At 66.3% G+C, this 15,212-nt stretch carries 12 protein-coding genes; 6 read left to right on the top strand and 6 right to left on the bottom strand.

The window, feature by feature from the left end; translation table 11 throughout:
• Positions 1 to 156: 156 nt before the first annotated feature.
• The 3 genes from SD460_RS45705 (at position 157) to SD460_RS45695 (ending at position 1,611) form a co-directional block, all read left to right on the top strand.
• Positions 157 to 624: a hypothetical protein gene (locus SD460_RS45705; protein ID WP_290050070.1), complete on the top strand. Its 468-nt coding sequence runs from the start codon at positions 157 to 159 to the stop codon at positions 622 to 624.
• Between the two features lie 229 nt (positions 625 to 853).
• Positions 854 to 1,240 (top strand): site-specific integrase, encoded by a 387-nt coding sequence (locus SD460_RS45700; protein ID WP_290050069.1) that lies wholly within the window; start codon positions 854 to 856, stop codon positions 1,238 to 1,240.
• 173 nt (positions 1,241 to 1,413) lie between these two features.
• Complete coding sequence (locus SD460_RS45695) at positions 1,414 to 1,611, top strand: hypothetical protein (RefSeq protein ID WP_290050068.1); 198 nt, start codon at positions 1,414 to 1,416, stop codon at positions 1,609 to 1,611.
• Positions 1,612 to 1,690: 79 nt separating this feature from the next.
• On the opposite strand, the gene SD460_RS45690 is transcribed toward SD460_RS45695, so the two are convergent.
• From SD460_RS45690 to SD460_RS45675, 4 genes are all read right to left on the bottom strand, one after another.
• A complete protein-coding gene (locus tag SD460_RS45690) occupies positions 1,691 to 2,245 on the bottom strand; it encodes a hypothetical protein (protein WP_290050067.1) in 555 nt (184 codons plus the stop codon).
• Between the two features lie 795 nt (positions 2,246 to 3,040).
• Positions 3,041 to 3,391 carry a hypothetical protein gene (locus tag SD460_RS45685; RefSeq protein WP_318307753.1) on the bottom strand — a complete coding sequence of 117 codons (351 nt, stop codon included), beginning with the start codon at positions 3,389 to 3,391 and terminating at the stop codon, positions 3,041 to 3,043.
• Between the two features lie 63 nt (positions 3,392 to 3,454).
• The gene (locus SD460_RS45680) at positions 3,455 to 4,183 is read right to left on the bottom strand and encodes a hypothetical protein (RefSeq protein ID WP_290050066.1); all 729 of its coding nucleotides are present in this window, start codon (positions 4,181 to 4,183) and stop codon (positions 3,455 to 3,457) included.
• Positions 4,184 to 5,207: 1,024 nt separating this feature from the next.
• The gene (locus tag SD460_RS45675; protein WP_290050065.1) at positions 5,208 to 5,648 is read right to left on the bottom strand and encodes a hypothetical protein; all 441 of its coding nucleotides are present in this window, start codon (positions 5,646 to 5,648) and stop codon (positions 5,208 to 5,210) included.
• A gap of 1,341 nt (positions 5,649 to 6,989) precedes the next feature.
• Between SD460_RS45675 and SD460_RS45670 the strand changes: the two genes are divergently transcribed.
• Entirely contained in the window at positions 6,990 to 7,562 is a 573-nt protein-coding gene (locus SD460_RS45670; protein WP_290050064.1) for a DUF4328 domain-containing protein, read from the top strand.
• 52 nt (positions 7,563 to 7,614) lie between these two features.
• Positions 7,615 to 8,031 (top strand): hypothetical protein, encoded by a 417-nt coding sequence (locus SD460_RS45665; protein WP_290050063.1) that lies wholly within the window; start codon positions 7,615 to 7,617, stop codon positions 8,029 to 8,031.
• A 105-nt stretch (positions 8,032 to 8,136) separates the two neighbouring features.
• Here SD460_RS45665 and SD460_RS45660 read toward each other — a convergent pair whose 3' ends face one another.
• Positions 8,137 to 10,086, bottom strand: a complete 1,950-nt coding sequence (locus SD460_RS45660) for an FG-GAP-like repeat-containing protein (protein WP_318307752.1) — start codon at positions 10,084 to 10,086, stop codon at positions 8,137 to 8,139.
• A gap of 66 nt (positions 10,087 to 10,152) precedes the next feature.
• The gene (locus SD460_RS45655) at positions 10,153 to 10,683 is read right to left on the bottom strand and encodes a hypothetical protein (protein ID WP_290050061.1); all 531 of its coding nucleotides are present in this window, start codon (positions 10,681 to 10,683) and stop codon (positions 10,153 to 10,155) included.
• 270 nt (positions 10,684 to 10,953) lie between these two features.
• Here SD460_RS45655 and SD460_RS45650 point away from each other — a divergent pair, with 270 nt between their 5' ends.
• Positions 10,954 to 15,195: a polymorphic toxin-type HINT domain-containing protein gene (locus SD460_RS45650; RefSeq protein ID WP_290050060.1), complete on the top strand. Its 4,242-nt coding sequence runs from the start codon at positions 10,954 to 10,956 to the stop codon at positions 15,193 to 15,195.
• The last annotated feature ends 17 nt before the right edge of the window (positions 15,196 to 15,212 follow it).

The following is a 15,212-nucleotide window of genomic DNA, read 5'->3' as shown; positions in this document are numbered from 1 at the left end:
AGATCGTCCTCGGACACAAAAACACGGGATATCTCCCGCACCGCAGAGTAACAGGCCCGCCACAGCGGGTCTTTCTGGCGTTCAGCCTCGGTCAACCTCAGCTACGCTGATCTTGACCGTGCCCTCCCCGCGCGACCGTTGTCGGGGAGGTGCGTCATGACCGGCATCCCGCCGCTCGCGCTCCAGCCTCGCACGGCCGGCCCCGAACCCGCTCCTGTACGAGCCGGAACCCTCGTACCGCTGCCGATACCGGCGCTGCCGGACCTGGCCACCGCCGGGCAGCGGCGATTCTCCACCGCGCTGCTGGATGCCTCAGGCCGGATCCAAGACCGCGGCATCGTGAACGTCCTGGATTGGAAACCCGGTGACCGTTTGCTGATCACGCAGGTCAGCTCGTCCGCGGTGATCTGCCGCCGCAGCGATGGCGTCTTCCGGATGACCACCAAACCCTATGTTGTGCTGCCCGCCCAGGTCCGGCACGGTTGCCGGGTCCTTGCTGGCAGCCGGGTCCTGCTCGTGGCCGACCTGGCTCAGGACGTCCTCGTCGTGCATCCCGAGCACGTGGTGCACGCGATGCTGCGCGACTTCCACACCACCCTTGCCGCTGGGGAGGCGGACCAATGACCGACATCACCACGAATCTCGCCGACCTCGAAGCCGCCCGCCTGCTGCTGTCCCGCCTGGGCGTCAACCCCGCTGACCTCCTCAACGACCGGCCGAAAACGGCGACCGTAAGCCCGTCCCGACGATCACCGAATGGATCCCCGTCGTTGCCGGGCTCGTCTCGCCCAGCACCGCCGCTTCGTACGGCTCCTACTGGAAGAAAGCCGAAGCCGCCTGGGATGGCCGCCGGATGGACACCATTACCGCCAGCGAGATCAAGACCCAGGCCGAGATCGTCCGCCGCACCGCCCGGGTCCGGCGCAACTCCCGCGGCGGACGCAACGCGGCCGAGAACTTCATCGCCGCCGTCCGCTGCCTCTACAAGCACCTGGTCAACGACCAACGCATCGACGACCGCAACAACCCGGCCATCCGGGTCACCAAACCACGCCGCAACCCCTCCACCCGCCGCGGCCTGGCCAACGACCGACTCATCGAGCTCTCCGACGTCGTGGCCAGCACCGGCAACGACCCGGAACTCGACGCGCTCATCTGCCGCCTGCACGTCGAGACCGCCTGCCGACGCGGCGGCGCACTGGCCCTACGGCCCCGCGACCTCGACGAAAGCAGTGCCTGATCCTGCTGCGCGAGAAGGGCGAGACCGAACGCTGGCAGCCCGTCTCGCTGACACTGATACGTCACAGCTGCTGCGTTACGCCAGCGGCATACCGATCACCGGCCGCCGCTACGACTACATCTTCAAACCGCGTCCAGAATACTCTCGACTGGGCCCGGGCCATGGGCGTATCCGTGCACTGGCTCCGCCACACCAGCCTGAAATGGGTCGAACGCCGCTTCGGCATCAGTGTCGCCTACGCCGGCCACGCCGAGAGCGGCAGCGATTCCAGCACTACCACCTACATCAAGGCCGATATCACTGAAGTCGCCGCTGCCCTGTCCGCCCTCACCGGCGAGCCACACCCACTCGCACTCGACACCGTAACCTGAGCAGTACTGCGGGGGTGTTCGCGCTGCCCTCGTGTGGCGCGAACACTCCCGCAACCCGGTTGGGCGGGGTCGGGTGCCGTCAGCGAAACGAGGCAGGCTCGGGCTGGAGGCTGGCGTGATAGGTGATGACCATGTCGTAGAGGCGCCGCTGGGGATAGATGACCAGCAGTTCGTGCTCGATCAGTGCCGCGAGGAGGACCTGGCCCTCGGCACGGACACGACATCGAGCACGAATCTGTGCCGGCAGAACCAGGTTCAGCTTCGCCGGCACTCGGTGTCGGGCGCCGGAATTCGCACACGTCACGATCAGGCCAGAGCGGACGTCGTAGCTGATAGGCGTAGCTCTCGACCATCCCAGGAGTGCCACGACCGACTTCGACGCGATAGCTCCTGAGGCGTCGACCCGCACCAGGGCAAAGCCCGCTGCTGCAGAGTCAACAAGCGGCTCAAGCTCAGGGACAGGCAACGGTGCTACCTGAGGGCCTGATCGCAGCAGTGGGGGCATTGCGAGGGTCTCGACGATCCGGTCCGTGAACCGGACCTTGCCCGGCGTCGGAGAGCAGTCGTTCGGCGACTTTCGGGTCGACGTGTCGCGCACGGCTGGGAGGTCGGGCTCGTTCGGCAGTTTGGACACGAAGCCTCCACGTGTACTGATGGGGGAGGGCCTCGACCATCCAAGCGGATGAGTAATACCAGGATGCCGCGCGGTGGGCCGGACCGTCAACGCCGCGCCAAATTCTGGGCTCAACGCGACAACTCATGTTGCTGCGTCGCTGCGGAGCGGCTCAACCTCTATTGGCTGCGGGCAAGGGTATTCGTCGGGACACCAGACAAGGCTGTGACCGGTGGTGCTCCTCTGGAGGCGGAGCACGATGCTGTCTGCCGCGGGAGCTAAGTGCCGATGGGAAGAAATTCGGTACGGCTTGGTCGCGTCCGTCGAGACGGCGGTCGCGACGTCGCTTACAGTTCACCAGGAGATTCGGACCAGGCTGCAGGAACAGGCTCGCACGTAGGTCTGTCCGCGGATTCAACCGTAGTCGCGTTGATTGTTGTCATCGCAAGCCGTGGGTGGCCGATGTCGGCGATCGCGTTGGTCGGAGTGACTTGGATGAGGAGCTGCCATCCGGCGAGGTGCCGGATCGGGCAGTCCTTTCTCGGTGATCGTCATGGCTGAATGAAAGGTCGCCGCGGGCGGGACGACGAGGTAGGCACGGTGGGCGCCGTTCCAGGTGGGGTCGTCCTCGACCGTGGCGTCCGGTTCGGCGCACCAGCGGGGGTCCTCCGGCATCCCGACCTTGGCGACGTCAACCGAAGTGCTCGGCGTCGCGCGACCACTCGGTCTCCGGAACGAGTGTGCAGCTCGCGGACACCACAAGCTCCAAAGGTCCGGGGTCTGCATTCGCGTCAAGCCTGCAAACCGAGCCGGCGATCAGGGCAGGACGCCAGGGGGTGCGAGTCGGGTCAGGTCGCCCGTGCGCTCGCGAAGGTAGACCTCAGCTGTCCTTGCAAAGGCCCACTCGACGACCTCGCGAAAAGTCTCAGCGTCGAGATACTCACCTGGCTCAACGTCGGGTCCTTTGCTCCAGGCGGCAGACCACGGGCGTCGATGTCCCGGCGCTATCAAAGTCACTCGGCCGGTGCCCTGCTCCGGCTTGAGCTGTTTCAGGGTCTCTTCCTGACGTTGGCGCCAGTCCGGCGGCAGCTGCCGCCGGACTGGCGCCATGATGTCTTCCGAGGTCTCCGTCAGGTGTAGGTGACCAGGCTTTCGCTCGTCGCTCATCTCGCTGAGTATAGCGACGATCACGCCGGAGGAACGAATCTCGGCGATTCAAGAGTCGAAGCTTCACCGGCCGCCGAAGAAGTCAGCTGGGAGATCGTTTGGTTGAGTGTTGTGGAACCGGTACAGAGGGTCGTCGTCGAGGCTCCACATCACGGGGCTCTTGGCGTAGAGGTAGTATGTTGTGTCGGGGTATTCGGGAAATATGAAGCTCCACTGAATCTCGATCGACTTGCAGTCGTGCTCGCCGTTGTAGTTCGTGTAGCCGTTGGGGTTCCAGAATGTCGAGGTGTTCGCTGGTACTGTGCCGACGTGACTAAACCCGTAGGCGTTCGGGATCGCGCTTCCTGTTTGGCCGCCGCATGCGTCGAGGGTGTTACCCTCGAACGTCACCCCCTGGGTGTCGAAAGTAGCATTGTAGGTTACCGGCCTCACATTCACCAGGCTGCCTACCAGTGCGTACTCAGCGGCGTAGGACACTTGGCCGTAGACCTCGTCGGCGGTGCCGAAATCGCTCCACATTTCGAAGTAGCCTTCGAAGTCATTGAGGACTGTCCAGCATGCCGAGCCGTGGACCTGGTCACCTGGCCAGCAGTATCGGTCTCTGTAGACCGGCGGGTCCTGCGGGCTGGACTTGGCCTCCTCGAATTTGCTCGGCAGAACCTTCTTCGCTGCCGGACACAGCCATATGCCTGTGCGTTCGGGCACAGGAAGAGCGCAAGTCTTCGGGTCGAGGATGTGGCGAGGCAACGCAGCGGCGTGTTGCTCCGAATTTCGAATCGAAGCGCTGGCCATGCCAGTGATTGTGGATGTCGCGGCGATCACTGTTGCGAAAACCGCGACCGACAGTCTTCGCAGGAGTTTTGGTCTGCGCACTTTGGACGAGTCCCCTCTTGCTCGTGAGCAACTCAGACTGGATCTGAAGTGTCAACCCGTAGGCAACTATGAGTGAAAAGTTCCAACAAGGGCAAGTTTACGTTAACTATGGGCTTCCGAAAGGTCAACGACCGTTCCCCGGAAGGCCTAGCCACGAGCTGTCTAGGCCTCCGGGCCCGTCGTCGCGGATCTCAGCGTGTGCAAAAGTGGAGGACATCGGTCGTTCTTGTTACAGGAATGGTCGACTGTCGCTCGGCCTGCACCCCGTCCCCGTCGCCTCTCCAGCGCCTGGCTCGGCCGGGAGGATCGCATGCAGGCTCGACGCAACGAGCATGTCTCCTCGTGTTAGGGCAAGCCGGGGAGATGGAAACGCATCAATCGACGTGAGAATTTACGAACGTTCGTTGGTGTGATGTTTGTGAAACACGCGCGTGTGCGAGTCGAATTCGAATCTTCGCAGATGAGGCTGCTGTTGAACCTGTCTTTGAGGTCAAGACAGAATTCGAGCCCCTGACACCTGCCTTAGGAGAGTGAGTGACGACAACGATTACTGTCGAGTTGGGTGTGTCTGCTACGGGCCACGTTGGCGCGGCGTCATCTTTCGTTGCGAGTCGCGCACCCGGGGAGCGGCCGTGCCCGTCTCCATGATGCCCGTCTCGATCTGAGATTCCTCGACGAAGCCATCCGTCGGCGGAGTCGTCCTCAGGTTCGACGTCGGCGACCTGACTGTCGCGTCCTCGGCGGACGAATGGCTGATCGCCCCCGGCAAGGTACCCCGATCCGCCGTCGTCCCGCACCACCGCATCGACACGGCCACTATCGCCGGTCGCGCGTGGCCCCCGCCAGTCACCGTGTCTTCGGATCCGGGCCATTGATCACTGCGGTCGCTCAACCGAGCAGGCTGCTGCGGCCACCGCCGAGCGTATTAGCCGCCAACGCACTCTCATGCCGCAGAGCATGGGCTCCAGTCAGTCCCAGTAGTTGAAGAGCACCTCGCCCAATCGGCGGGAGCCCAGTACTTCAGGTCGGCCGGGTCATACCCCGGCCACGTCCGCGCGTCGAACGGCCCGGCCAGATCGGCGGGCGTCAGCACCCGGAGCGCCGGGAATTCCGCCAGCACGGCGACCAGTTCAGGAGCGTCGACGAACGTCAGCGGCCCTGCGGCGACCACTGTCTCATCGATAGCCCGTGGTTCGGCAATCGCCACGACCGGCTCGGTCCGGTCCCTCGTGCACACGATCGACAGGCGGTGGCCGCCGTACTCGAGGACACCCTGGTGGAAGTTCGGCGTAACACCGTCGGCGATTCGGAACTCGACGATCTGGCCGCCGGTGCGGCGGGCCGCTTCGTGGCACGCTCTGCGGAACTTGCGGAGGCAGATCATCTCGCGACCGTACCGGCTCAACGCGGTAGCGATGTGCAGCTCGATCGAGCGCCAGGGGCGTCGGGGTTGGATTGCGATGCACCGTCGCGTGGGGGAGCCTGTAGCCGCTGGCATTCGGACCTCGGCGAGTGCCTGACCCGGCTGTGCCGTCGACCCAACTGCAGCTATGGAGTGGACCAGGGCCGGAATGCTTACGAGTCACACAGTCGATATTTCCCCATTCGGATTGGCATGTCGGTTCCTGCGCTCGTTGGGCGGCGGTGTCGGGATACTGGATGGGTGAGTCCCCGCCGCGTCGTGCCATCCGACGGTGATACGTCGAACCGCGTTGCCGGCGACGTGTCCGGGAGTCTGGTCCAGGTCGGTGTCGTCAAGGGCAGCGTGCATGTGCACCAGCAGTTCCACTCGGTGGTGTCCTTGCCGCACCGGGCGGGGTGGCACCATAGCTGGCCGCGGCATTCCAGGATCGTGTGGGGACGACGCACCTGCTGGTGCAAGCGTTGGAGAGCGGCAACGCCGCGGTGCTGACCGGCCAGCAGCAGGTGCATACCGGTGTGGTGTCGGGGCTGGGCGGCGTCGGCAAAACCGTTTCTTTGGACATGTGGATCGCCCTTTCGGTGTTGGCGCCGTCGGGCGGCGGGGTCGCGGGTGGATGGCCACGGCTCACCAGGCGGAGCGCCGGCGGTGCACCGGCCCGTGCTCTGCGGCGAGGCTGGCGTCTGAACTCGCGCGTGCGCACCGCCGGCGTTCGCCTGGTTCACGGGGACCGATCCGCACAGCGACGGCCGATCGCCCGGCGGGCTCTGGGCGATCTGCGGCGCAACGTAGCTACGAATCCGGTGAAGGGGTGATGGGGAGTTGACCGGCACCGTGTCGGCATGCTCGATGCCTGGCCGATCGAGCCGATGATCGTCTCGGACACTGCGCGATTGGTGCTTGCCACCGCCGAGGGAGCGGGTCACCCAGAGTCGGGGAAAGCGCCGAACTCGCCGACACCCTGCTCACCAGCCCGCAGGCCAGGGGCCTCGGCAGTTCGGTGATCACTGACAACCGCGTCATCGTGACCGTGGTCGGCTCCGGAGCGGCGATAGTCCACAACGGCAGTTGCATGTAGCGCAGGCTTCCGGCGCAGGCCGAGGCCGGGCGCAATTAACCTCGGCAACGGCCATGCGACATGATCCGAGGCACCACCGCCGTCTTCGGCTTGGCACCGACGGGGCGGGGGGCACCGGTGAGGGCCTCTTGACACACGGGGCCGCACTTGCTTTTCTTCGTGATTCACGCACTGGACTGGGGGGACCTATGCAGCCACAATTCTCCGCGCCCGTTCCGCAGAGACCGATGCCGCGGGTGAGGGCGCTCGCCGGGTGGCAGAGCGCGTCCGCGATCCTGATCATCGTGACCACCGCGGTCGGCGTCGCGGACGTCGCGGGCGAGTGGGGTGCCTTCCCCGTCTCCGTGTGGCTGGTCGTGGGCTGGACCTCCCTGGGGATCCAGGTCGTCACCGGGATCGTCTTCGTGCGATGGCTGTGGCTCGCCCGCGCCAATGCCGAGGTGATCGAACCCGCCCCGCACCGGCACTCGCCCGTCTGGGCGGTGCTCGGCTGGATCGTGCCGGTCGTCAGCTTCTGGTTCCCGCAGATGGTCGTCCGGGACATCTGGAACGCGAGCAACCCCCAGCGGCCGCGTGGTGCGGGGCGGCTGTTCCCGACGCCTGGCGCTGAGCTGGTCTCCTGGTGGTGGGCCGCCTTCCTTACGAGCCAGGTGCTGTCCACGATCGGCGGCCGCCTCACCGAGGACACGGTGACCGCGCGCGACCTCGACACCGTGGCGGCTGTCGCTCAGGTCGCGGCCGCTGCGCTGATCATCATGATCAGCGCCCGGGTCACCACTTGGCAGACAAATCCTCGCTGAGGATTTCAATGTCGCTCAACGTGCGGTTCCGTCGTCTCGTCCGTGTGCCACCATGCGGCACGTCATCGGCGTGGCGGTGGACCAGCTCGGCGATGGCGTCGAGCCGAGGCCGCCGGATCCTCGGATCACGTGCCACACGATGCCGCTCCCTCGAGGACCGGAAGGCCGCGGCGGCCAGCTTTCGTGCCTTGAGCAGGACGCCGCGGCCTGCGGTGGGTCAGGAGTGGGTGCGCGGCTGCGTGGCGACTCGTTCGGCGAGGTGCTCAAGTTCTTTATCGAGGGCTGTGCCGCTGGTGTGTTGCTGCAGCAGGATGCCGAGGGTGTTCGCGCCGGCGGTGCCACGGTCTACTTCCACGTCGGCCGCACGATGGTCCGGGTAAGCCTCACCTCTCATGAGATCACCGGACCGCTCGCGATGGCCAAAGTGGCCGAGGGCGCGCAGCGGATCTACACGCTCCTCAACCGCTGAGCCGCCCGCCAGGCACTTCCGGCACGGACTGCGTCGGACGTAACAGCAAGAGGACGCGGCAGAGGCCCGGGCCGGGAAACTTTCCGGCCCGGGCCCGTCGGGTTTCTACAGGATGGTGATGGCTCGTGGGGCTGGGACCTCGCTGTTGAAGGCGAAGTTGTCGTGCCATTTGATGCTGTCTCCGACGAATTTGGTGCCGTCGGAGGTGGCGACGTAGACGTCGCCGGTGGTGCTGCGGGTGAAGGTGGCGATGTCGTCTTTGCCGTCGCCGGTGAAGTCGCCGACCGCGGGTATTTCGTCGCCTGCCGCGAAGTGGTCGTGCCATTTGGCGCTGGTGCCGACGAATTTGGTGCCGTCGGAGGTGGCGACGAAGGCGTCGGAGGCGGAGCCGCGAGTGAAGACGACCAGGTCGTCCTTGCCGTCGCCGTTGAAGTCGCCGATGGAGGGAATTTCGCTGTTGAAGGCGAAGTTGTCGTGCCACTTCACGCTGGTGCCGTTGAACTTGGTGCCGTCGGAAGTAGCGATGTAGACGTCGCCGGTGGTGCTGCGGGTGAAGACGACGATGTCGTCTTTGCCGTCGCCGTTGAAATCGCCGACTGCGGGCAGTTCGTCGTTGATGCCGAAGAAGTCGTGCCACAGGGTGGGGGTGCCGAACTTGGTTCCGTCGGAGAGGGCGACGATGACGTCGCCGGTGCTGCCTCGCTTGAAGACGGCGATGTCGTCCTTGCCGTCGCCGTTGAAGTCGCCGACGGCCGGTAGCTCGTCACCGATGCCGAAGTAGTCGTGCCAGAGCACGCCGTTGCCGTTGAACTTCGTGCCGTCGGAGAGGGCGACGTAGACGTCGCCGCTGGTCCCCCGGGCGAAGGTCGCGACGTCGGCTTTGCCATCTCCGTTGAAGTCTCCGGACAGCGGGATTTCGGTGCCGATGGAGAACCGGTCGTGCCATAGCACGCTGTTGCCGACGAACTTCGTCCCGTCCGAACCCGCGACGTAGACGTGACCGGCTGCACCGCGGGTGAAGGTAGCGATGTCGGCTTTGCCGTCGCCGGTGAAGTCGACCGGGATGGCGAGCGGCGTGGAGGCCGACGCGACGGTGGATGCTGGTGTGGTTCGCCCGTCCGCTGTCGCGGCGATGACCTGGTAGTAGCGGGTTTGCTTGGCTGGGACCGACGTTTGGGTCAGCGTCGTGGTCTGAGTCGTCCCGGCCAGGTGCGCGGCGTCGATCGGGACGGGGGTGGTGGTCGAGCTGTACACGCGGTAGGAGGCGCTGTCCTGCGCGGCCAGGGCATTCCAGCTGACGGTGATCGAGTGACCGACGGCCTTGGCCGACGGTGCGAGAACCTGCTGGCGGATCCAGTCGACGAGGTCGTCGGTGCGGTCCGCGGTGGTGCCCTGCCGGGTCTCGGTCGTCACGAGGCAGCCGTGTCCCCAGGTCGTCGTCACCACACCCGCGAGGCTGGTGCGGCCGGCGTCTTCGCGGAAGACCGGGCCACCGGCGTCCCCTTTACAGGCATCGGCGCCCTGGTCCCCGGTCAGCGTCAGCTGCGTGGAGCCGGTCGAGGCTACGGTGAACGCGCCCGTCTGCAGCTGGTCCGGAGCCCACGTGGAAGTGGTGCGGCCGTAGCCGGCGACGCGCAGCACGTAGCCCGTTGCAGGAGCTGCGGTGCCGAGCGACACCGGGGCGATGTCGGTGATCGGGGTGTCGAGGCGCGCGAGCATCGTGCCGCGATCGGACCGGGCTACCAGGCTGGTGACCGTGGCGACATGACCGCCGGTGCTGCCGAGTTTCGTGCGGCCGACGGTTACTGTGGTTGGCTTGGCGGGTGCGCCGCCTTGCGGGTTCTGCGGGAAACAGCCCGCCGAGGTGATGATCCACTGCGGTGCGACCAGCGCGCCGGTGCAGGCCGCGGTCTCGTTCGACAGTTTCGCGGTGAACGCGTAGACGCCGTCTGCGGCACCAGCGGCGTTGGAGATCGCTTCGGCCGGGGACGCGGTCAGGATGCCGGTTGCGAGGCCGGCGAGGGGTACGAGTGCGAGCGTTCTCAGTTTGTGCACGGGAGTTCCTGCTTTCGAAAAACGAAGAGTGATGTGCTGTCGGCTGCGAAAACGTGTTGTGCCGCGTTAACGGGATGCGTCCAATTGCAGCAGTGCGGTCGGGTCACCGGGCGGCGTGGTGGCGATCCCGACTTCCGTGTCGGAATTCGGATCGACGTCCACCGTCGTGTGCACACCGGCGCCGGTGGTCAGTTCGGCTGTGAGCTTGTGGCCGGCGGTCGTGGTGGTGCCGTCGCCGCGGACGGCGTAGACGTTCGGGATTTTCAGCGTCAGATGCCCGGCAGCGGCGGTGACCTCGAAGCAGATCCTGCCGTTGCCGAGCGAGCCGATCGCGTCGCTGCTGCGCACGATGATCAGCCCTGGCGCCTCCGTTGCGGGGCAGGGCTTGTAGAGAATGTGGCCATCGCCGCTGATCAGCTGCACGTGGTCATTGGCCAGGATGGCATCCGCTCCCGGGTAGGCGTAGTCCTCCACCGCGGATGGCTGCTCGTCCGCCGCGGAGGCCGTTCCGCCGGACGGGGCGACGATGATGCTCACGGTGGTAGCGGCGACCGCCGCTATCACCGTGCCGAGAAATGTCCGGTTCAACCGGCGCATGACTCCCCCTTCAAGAACCTAAGATTCCGACATATCGCCCAATGTGGATTGCAGTGCCGAAACACTGGCGGGCAGGGCGAGGTTAAGCAGCCCCTCCAGGAAAGGGCAGTGTGATCCCGATCACGACTCAACGGCGGTTGACGGTTTTCGGTGCACCCGGTAGATGTTCTTGTGCGCGATTTGCATCGGGGTGAAATTGTCGCGCCGGTCGATCGAGGGGGAACTCAGATGCGTGCGGCAAGACCCGGGTTTCGTGCTGCCCTGACAATTGTGCTGACCGCAGCGCTGACCGCCAATGCGATCGCCGCACCCCCGGCCGTCGCGGCCGAGCCGAAGACAGCGAGCGCAGCAGTCACGACGAACGCCACCCCCGACTCGGACCGAGCAAAGGTGCTGCGGTTGTGGCAGTTCGGTGGTCCGGCGACCCGGCGGGATGCCGCTGCAGCCTTGACCGGAACGGACGCAGACGTAACCCGGTTCTTGACCACCCTGAAAGACCCCGACGCCTCAATCGACCGCACAGTCCAGGTCAGCCGGATGATGTCGGCCGGTGGCGTGGCGACCCGGTCGGCCGGCCAGCAAGCCTTGGACGCGGGCACCGACGACGCGCTGACTGCGTTCCTGGACACCGGCTGGGAAACACCGCACGGGATCGACCTCAGCATCCGCGTCAGCCAGATCATGTCGGCCGGTGGCGCAGAGGTGAGAAAAGCCGGCCAGAAGGCACTCGACGCCGGTACCGAGGACGCGCTGAAGACGTTCCTCGATTCCGGGTGGCAGGTCCCGTTCGGGATCGACCAGACCGTGAAGGTCAGCCGCGCGAGGTCCGCCGGTGGCCCCGAGGTGAAGCGGGTGGGTCAGCAGGCGCTGGATGCGGGGACCCTCGATGCGCTGAACCAGTTCCTGCTCATCGATCTGCCGGTCGCCCAGGCACGGGACGCGGAAACCGCGTCGATCACCCAGCTCGTGGCCACGGCCAAAGCTGCTTCTGAGCAGGCAGCGGCTCAGACCCAGCAGGCGAAGGACGAATCGGACCGGGCCGTTACCGAGGCCGCTGCCGCGCAGAAGGCCGCCCAGGAAGCGAAGGACGCGGCCGCGGCGGCGCAGGGAAACGCCAGTGAGGCAACGGACGCCGCGAACCGGGCCGCCTACGCCGCCGATCAGGCTGCGATCACCGCGCGCCGGGCGATCGGTGCGGCCAATGCCGCCACGGCTGCCGCGCACACCGCTGCGGTCGCCGCGTCGCGTGCCGCGACCGCCGCCTCCCAAGCCGGCAAGGCCGCCTCCCACGCTTACGACGCGGCTGCGGCGGCGCTGGGCGACAAGACCAAAGCAGCGGATGCCAACGCGGCAGCCCAGACCGCCCGCGATGCCGCTGTGAGCGCGACGACAGCCGCGAATGCCGCACGATCCGCCCGCACGGCATCGCAACAGGCCAAGATCGCCGGGCAAGCGGCGACGGATGCGGCAAATCAGTCACGCACAGCCGCACAGGCGGCCACCGATGCGGCGAACGCCTCCGCGGCCGCCGGCGCCGACGCCCGGCAAGCGCAGGCCGCAGCGGCCAGGGCGCGGGCCCAGGCTGCGCACGCCGTCGCGGCGGCTCAGGCCAGTCAGTCGTGGGCCGACCAGGCCGGTACCGCTGCCGGTCAGGCTGCGGACGCCGCGGATGCCGCTGCGGCCAACGCGACGGCGGCCGCCAACGCCGCCGCCGCAGCGGCGGTCTTCGCGGGGAATGCGGCGGAAGCGGCTCAGAAGGCAACCGACCACGCCAACGCCGCGACAGCAGCGGCGAACACCGCGGTCACGGCAGCCCAGCAGGCATCACAGATCGCCCAGGTGGCACGCAAAGCCGACGACGACCGGATCGCGCTGGCCGGGCAGCAAGCCGACGACGCGGCCCAGGCCGCCGCGGCCGCGTACGCAACCCGGACGGTTCCGCCACGATGGGACCTGGACCAGGCCAGCACCTGGGACGCGGACACCAACCACCTGATCGCCGAAGCGACCACCTCAGGTACCGCTCGCGCCACCGTCATCAGTGATGCGCGCAAAGTCGCCCTGAAGCTGGCCGACACCGGTGGTAGCTGGGTCAAGGCGGCGTCGCTCACCGCGATCGCCGCCAGCGACGACGAAGCCATCGACTTCATCACCACCGGCCTCACCGCGGCCGCAGGACAGGACGACCGCGTCATCCTCGCCCAGCTCGCCGATGCCGGAACGGCCGGCTTCAAAACGGCTGCGGCCGCCGCGCTGGCCGGCTCGGACGTCGACGTGCGAAACTTCCTGCGCAGCCGTGACTACCCGGGCCGGCTGCAGGACGACACCCTGCAAGTCAGCCAGATCATGTCCGCCGCCAGGACAGCCGGTCGCACCGTGGTCGTCCAGCACGGCCAGAACGCGCTGGACGCCGGAACCGACAAGGCCTTGCGGGACTTCATCGACACCGGCCAATACGTCGCCCTGCAGATCGACGACCAGGTCAAGGTAGCCCAGGTCCAGTCCGCCGCCCGCGCCGCCGGGTCCCGCGAGGTCGTCGCCGGCGCCCAGGCCGCGCTGGACGGACCACCCACGCTGGCGCACGAATTCCTGACCGTCGGCCAGTTCACCGCTGCCCGCCGCGACCAGAACACCGCCGCCCACAACGCCGCCGTCGACAGCCTCCTCGCCCAGGCTGCCAGCGCCGCGGCCACCGCCACCCACGACGCCAACGAAGCCCAGGCCGCTGCCGCGCGGGCCCGCAATGCCGCCGACGAGGCAGCGCACTACGCCGACCAAGCCGCCACCGCAGCCGCTCAAGCCGCCGACGCCGCCAACCAGGCCCAAGACGCCGCCAACCGCGCCGCCGGCTCCGCCCAGCAAGCCCAGGCCTCGGCGAACACCGCCGCCGCAGCCGCGGCGACCGCGACCGTCGCCGCTGACAAGGCCGGCCGCTCCGCGGCCTGGGCCGCCAAATCCGCCGTGGATGCCGCGGGCTACGCGCGGGACGCGGCGACCTCCGCGCACAATGCCTACAACGACGCCCTTAGCGCCGGCAAGAGCGCCAAAGAAGCGGCCGACGCCGCACACACCGCTTGGGATGCGGTCGCAAAGAAGGTCGAGACCGAGAAACAACAGGTCATCGAACAGCGCAAGCAATCGTGCCAGCCCGCCATGCGAACCGCATCTTCGTTAGCTGGCTACAGCACCGAAGACTGCATCCTCCTGATCACCGGAACCCAGGCCGATAAGGACCGGATCCTGCATCACCTGCAGGACCTCTGCCGCCAGCTCAACCCCCAAGGCAGCCTCAAAACCAACCTCTGCCTCGACCCGCACAACCTGCTCAACCCCAACTTCCAGGCCCGCTACCCCGACCAAGCCCTGACCAACAGCGGAGCCGACCCGGTCGACGACATCTTCGTCTTCATCGGCATCAGTCTGCTCACCGCCGCCTGCGAGGGCGTCTGCGACGTTCTGGCTCTGCTGCGCGGGGCGTCAGCCGACCTCGGCGCGATCGACGGCCTCGAGACACTCGCCGGTATGGCCGACGTCACGGCCGGCGGCCGCAGCTTCCTCGACGTCATCGGCGCCGAAGCCAACGCCGAACTGGGCCAAGCCGCAGAACTCGCAACCGAGGCGACAGCGCGACAGAAGCAGCTGACAGAATTCGCCAACAAGCTCTCCGAAAACCCGATCGCTTGCCTACCGAACAGCTTCGTTGCCGGTACGCAGGTATTGATGGCCGACCGGACCACCAAGTCCATCGAGGACGTCAAGCCTGGCGAAGAAGTCCTCAACGGTTCGCCGGGCGATGCGAAGGTCCAGTCGCACGCAGTCGAGGCCGTTCATGTCACGGACGACGATTCAGACTTCATCGACGTTACGATCTCCACTCGCTCATCGTCGGAGACGATTACTGCCACGGCTCACCACCTGTTCTGGAACTCCACAACGCGCGCGTGGACGGCTGCCGCCGATCTTCATCGTGGCCAACAACTCGACATGCCAGGCGAGGGTCGCGCGACGATCGCAAATCTGCGTCGCCACGCCGCGCATGCGAGAACGTACAATCTCACCATCGCCAACATTCATACATTCTATGTGGTCGCCGGGTCAGTCGCCCTTCTGGTGCACAATGGTGCACGCTGCATTGAAGACCTTGGTAACGGCCTCTACCGATACGACGACGGTTCAATTCGTACGGCCGACGGAAAATGGGCTGGTACAACCGGGGCAAACGTTGGCGCCGATGTTGAAAAAGCCGTCTGGGACGAGTTTCAATCCCGCGGGTACAACGTCGTGCGGGGGCGCGTTTACTGCGTTGGAAATGGCGTTCAGATACGCGTCTATGATGGCGCTCTCGACATTGGAAATGGAAAGTACATCGGCATCGAGGTAAAAAGTGGCTCCGCAGTTCCGAGTCGCGATCAAAAAATGTTCGACGCTTGGGTGCAGTCCGGTAATACGGCCAAGGGTGTCGGTCAGGCTTCGGGGTTCGATATCGTTGATGTTGTACAAATCAACCGGTGAGGTAGGATCTTGCCGGT

The sequence above is a fragment of the Amycolatopsis solani genome, from assembly GCF_033441515.1.
GTDB classification, from domain to species: domain Bacteria; phylum Actinomycetota; class Actinomycetes; order Mycobacteriales; family Pseudonocardiaceae; genus Amycolatopsis; species Amycolatopsis solani.
Note: the sequence above shows the minus strand (reverse complement) of the source record. Positions and strands in the feature narration are given on the sequence as shown.

Coding starts and splice junctions, on each gene's coding strand:
- SD460_RS45705 (WP_290050070.1), top strand. CDS start 157: ATGACCGGCATCCCGCCGCTCGCGCTCCAGCCTCGCACGGCCGGCCCC.
- SD460_RS45700 (WP_290050069.1), top strand. CDS start 854: ATGGACACCATTACCGCCAGCGAGATCAAGACCCAGGCCGAGATCGTC.
- SD460_RS45685 (WP_318307753.1), bottom strand. CDS start 3,391: ATGAGCGACGAGCGAAAGCCTGGTCACCTACACCTGACGGAGACCTCG.
- SD460_RS45680 (WP_290050066.1), bottom strand. CDS start 4,183: ATGGCCAGCGCTTCGATTCGAAATTCGGAGCAACACGCCGCTGCGTTG.
- SD460_RS45675 (WP_290050065.1), bottom strand. CDS start 5,648: ATGATCTGCCTCCGCAAGTTCCGCAGAGCGTGCCACGAAGCGGCCCGC.
- SD460_RS45670 (WP_290050064.1), top strand. CDS start 6,990: ATGCCGCGGGTGAGGGCGCTCGCCGGGTGGCAGAGCGCGTCCGCGATC.
- SD460_RS45665 (WP_290050063.1), top strand. CDS start 7,615: ATGCGGCACGTCATCGGCGTGGCGGTGGACCAGCTCGGCGATGGCGTC.
- SD460_RS45655 (WP_290050061.1), bottom strand. CDS start 10,683: ATGCGCCGGTTGAACCGGACATTTCTCGGCACGGTGATAGCGGCGGTC.